This is a genomic window from Vibrio sp. 10N.222.49.A3 (assembly GCF_041475145.1).
Taxonomy (GTDB): domain Bacteria; phylum Pseudomonadota; class Gammaproteobacteria; order Enterobacterales; family Vibrionaceae; genus Vibrio; species Vibrio tasmaniensis_A.
This window is the reverse complement of sequence record NZ_JBFRVM010000121.1, coordinates 5010-8246: the sequence shown is the minus strand read 5'-3', so window position 1 is coordinate 8246 and position 3237 is coordinate 5010. Positions and strand designations below refer to the sequence as shown.

Below are 3237 nucleotides of genomic sequence, written 5' to 3'. Positions count from 1 at the left end.
GTAATTCAGTTTAGAGACAGAGTCGTCCCGTTCCGTGTATTTCGACGACAAGTTTCAGGTAGTCGGATATGTAGGTCACCAGCTATTCCATACGATGGTACTGAGCTAAAAGGCGTCATCCAACAAAGTCTAAAACTTGGATCGCCCTAAAATACCAACGCCGTTTAACTTAAATAAAATCTAACGCTTTATAGGCGAACTTTTCCGTCTTTGCATTCCGTCTATGTTGCTGACATTTGTTGTGATACTCAACTGCTATCAACCTGTTGTGTGAATCTACATATAGTTACGGAGGGTAAATTACTGAAAAATTCCTTATATGAGACTAAAGTACCGATTAGATTAACTTGGTGTACTGGCTAGGTCGCCCACTAATTGAGTCTGAGAAGGTTTGGGGCAGATCTGAGTTAGCTGGCACTTTTTGAGAAAAGTGCCACGAGTAAAACTTCAGGCCTATGAAGCCTCTGGACATTTTCGAGTTATATACTGTCCTAAATTAGGGTTTCACGGATTACCTGAGGTACAGTAAAACCTCTCGCTTAGTGGTTAATTTTACTGATACACAACTAAACAACGATAGACCTCTTGAAGGAACACCGATAACTATCTAAATATCGAGTGGGTTCAGCTTTTTACTGGATTATATTTTAAACTAGCCGTAAATGATTACTAAGGTTTATCGTAACACTCTAATATTTCAATAGCTTGTAGTACGGGACTAAGCATCGAATCAAAAACTTCTACTGCGTTGTTACACTGTGATTCATCTATAGCGATAAAATTTTCGATATGCACCGATTGATCCATTGTTTGTAAGAAGCGAAGCCTATCAGGTAGCTCTTGAATCAACTGATAAGCCAACATTGTTTTCTTAATTTCGTTAGCATTCAGTAGTCCAAACTTGGGTACTAATTGTTTAAACGCTTGAATATGCGGGGTTGAAGGGATGTACGCAATGGGATAGACCTTACGATTACTTAGACCCTCTATGTTCAAGGTATACGAGCCCGAAATTAGCCGAAGTTCTTCTATTAATGTACACCTAAGAGCACTACTTTCTTGTTTTCTTTCTTCACGTAATTGTGCTCTATTTTGCTCACTGTTTGCTTTTATAGTAGCCATCACTCCTAAAAAACCAATCAAGCCTGCAACGAATGTCTGATATTTTTCAAACAAATCCATAAAACCCTCTAAGTTGCCAAACTGGCATATGAGTAGAAATTAGTTAGTACGAAATAAAGCTAACGGCATCGTTTTAGTGCCTATGCATCGACCATACTGTTAAAACGAATTAATGCAAATAGATAGCGTCCCTCTGGGGTAGACGCCCAAATTTCCCCATTTTTACCAAGTGATTTCTTAACATAACCATGTTCTGAAAGCCATTGAAGTGACTCTTTAACTTGAATTCGAGTTAGGTTTGTTTCTTTAGACAAGCCTGATACATAGCGCCATGTATATTTATGGTCTTGTAAGGCCGTCAGGACATTCTTCGAGCTTTCGGAAACTAGATTAACATTCGGTACTTGAGCATTGACTTCGTCTATTCCTTCAATCGAAGTTTCAGTTTCTTTTTCTAAAACAGCTTCTATTTGTTCTTCTCTCAATTGAGCTTCAAGATTTCCGGCTCTAAAGCTCTTGAATTTATCTAGATTGGCAAATATTAGCCCTAAGAAGCCAGCTGTTATAGCCAATGCCATTTCTGTTGGCTTACTCATCGAACCAAAATACAAGGATACTCCCAGCATTACTGTTACTGATAAACATTGCAGAACTTTGTTTGGTTCTTTATTTGACATTTGGCTACAGACTCCTTGAAAGGTCTACTGCAAAAGTGATACGTGGAAATCTGCATACTAAATCAGAAAATTTCAGTGCGATTCTACTAAAAAGCATTTAATAACAATTACTTATGTGCTGATTCACTATTTCCCTTACTTATACTCGAATTGGGCCATACATTCCTGTATTGATAATCGCATTCCAAATTGTTTTCATTGCATGACCAGTCTCTTGGCTAACAAAAAGAGACGATCTACTACCATATGGATCACCTAAAAAATAAGGTCTCATCGTTTCCCAAGTTTCCCCAAACGTTGACCATCTCCAACAAGGAATTTCTTTTTCTAGCATTAGTGGAATTGCTATGTGTTTAGGGATCATACGATCTAAAGGTAGAGCATCATGCCACTCACATTTAACTAATACTGATTCGGTTGCTGAGTTGTATAAAGGAATCTCTAGGCGTTCTGCTACGATTTCAGCTACATGGTTATTAGGCAGCCTATTCACAGCATCTATCACCTCGTCCGCGCCATGGTAAGGGCAAGTAATAAAGCCATGAGCAAGGAATATTGTATGATCCAAGCCCTTATAGCCACATTCATAGCTAGGAGTTGTAACAGGGTATCTATCATCATGATTAGACACCATAGGGTGCCAAGATGGGTATGAGTCAATTACAGGACCATATTTGTCGATTAGGTCTATAATTAGCTGTCTAGCTTGCTCCCTAAGTTCTGGACTACCATCTCTTGGGACTAAGTAGTTTAGGGCTTTCTCATAACCCCTTTTTTTTTCTTCATCTGCTCTAAACGCCATTTTAATGCACCTCTTCATTGTTTAACGACACAGCCTTACAATATGATCTATTTACGCATAAAACAACACTTTCATGCGTAAATAGATCGTATTGCGCAATTGGAAATACATTAAATGGATAGAAGTAGGTGTCCCATAAACAGACAACTATAGGTACATGGTATGCCTTTTACCTAACAATTAGTTTTGGTATGGAAAGTCGCTATAAGGATCGGTAGATAACATTTTTGCTCTAAATCGGTTTGGGGCAAAGACGTGTTTGCCGAGATCGGCGTCAGCACGTCTTTGGACAAAACCTTGTTACGAATCCGTGGTGATTGCGAGATCTTGGATAAGTATTGCTAAGGTGATTTATTCAAAACACCTACGAACTAGTGGTTAGTTTTACTCATCCACTACATATCGAAAATGACACGGACTTACCTATTGGCAACAGAGCACAAAGCTCTTGACCCGCTTCGATAGTTCAGTAAACAGGGTTCTATCAGCCTTTCTCTTTTTTCAAACGGACAAGGTGCGTAAGTTTACCGATTTTTTCAATGTGTCCGCTTCGAGCACTCTTTGGTTGATTATAATCGAACGAGAAGACACAGTGCTCTTAGGTATCTAATCCAGTAAACTTTGAAAAACAATATG

General features: G+C 38.7%; 3 protein-coding genes. All 3 read right to left on the bottom strand.

What is annotated here, in order from left to right; translation table 11 throughout:
• Positions 1–669: 669 nt before the first annotated feature.
• Positions 670–1182 (bottom strand): hypothetical protein, encoded by a 513-nt coding sequence (locus AB4589_RS19005; RefSeq protein WP_082315258.1) that lies wholly within the window; start codon positions 1180–1182, stop codon positions 670–672.
• Between the two features lie 80 nt (positions 1183–1262).
• Positions 1263–1799: a hypothetical protein gene (locus tag AB4589_RS19000; protein WP_061024342.1), complete on the bottom strand. Its 537-nt coding sequence runs from the start codon at positions 1797–1799 to the stop codon at positions 1263–1265.
• A gap of 139 nt (positions 1800–1938) precedes the next feature.
• Positions 1939–2601, bottom strand: a complete 663-nt coding sequence (locus tag AB4589_RS18995) for a hypothetical protein (RefSeq protein ID WP_061024339.1) — start codon at positions 2599–2601, stop codon at positions 1939–1941.
• Positions 2602–3237: the final 636 nt, after the last annotated feature.

Excerpts from the sequence above, each read along its gene's own strand:
- AB4589_RS18995 (WP_061024339.1), bottom strand. The coding sequence starts at position 2,601 with ATGGCGTTTAGAGCAGATGAAGAAAAAAAAAGGGGTTATGAGAAAGCC.
- AB4589_RS19005 (WP_082315258.1), bottom strand. The coding sequence starts at position 1,182 with ATGGATTTGTTTGAAAAATATCAGACATTCGTTGCAGGCTTGATTGGT.
- AB4589_RS19000 (WP_061024342.1), bottom strand. The coding sequence starts at position 1,799 with ATGTCAAATAAAGAACCAAACAAAGTTCTGCAATGTTTATCAGTAACA.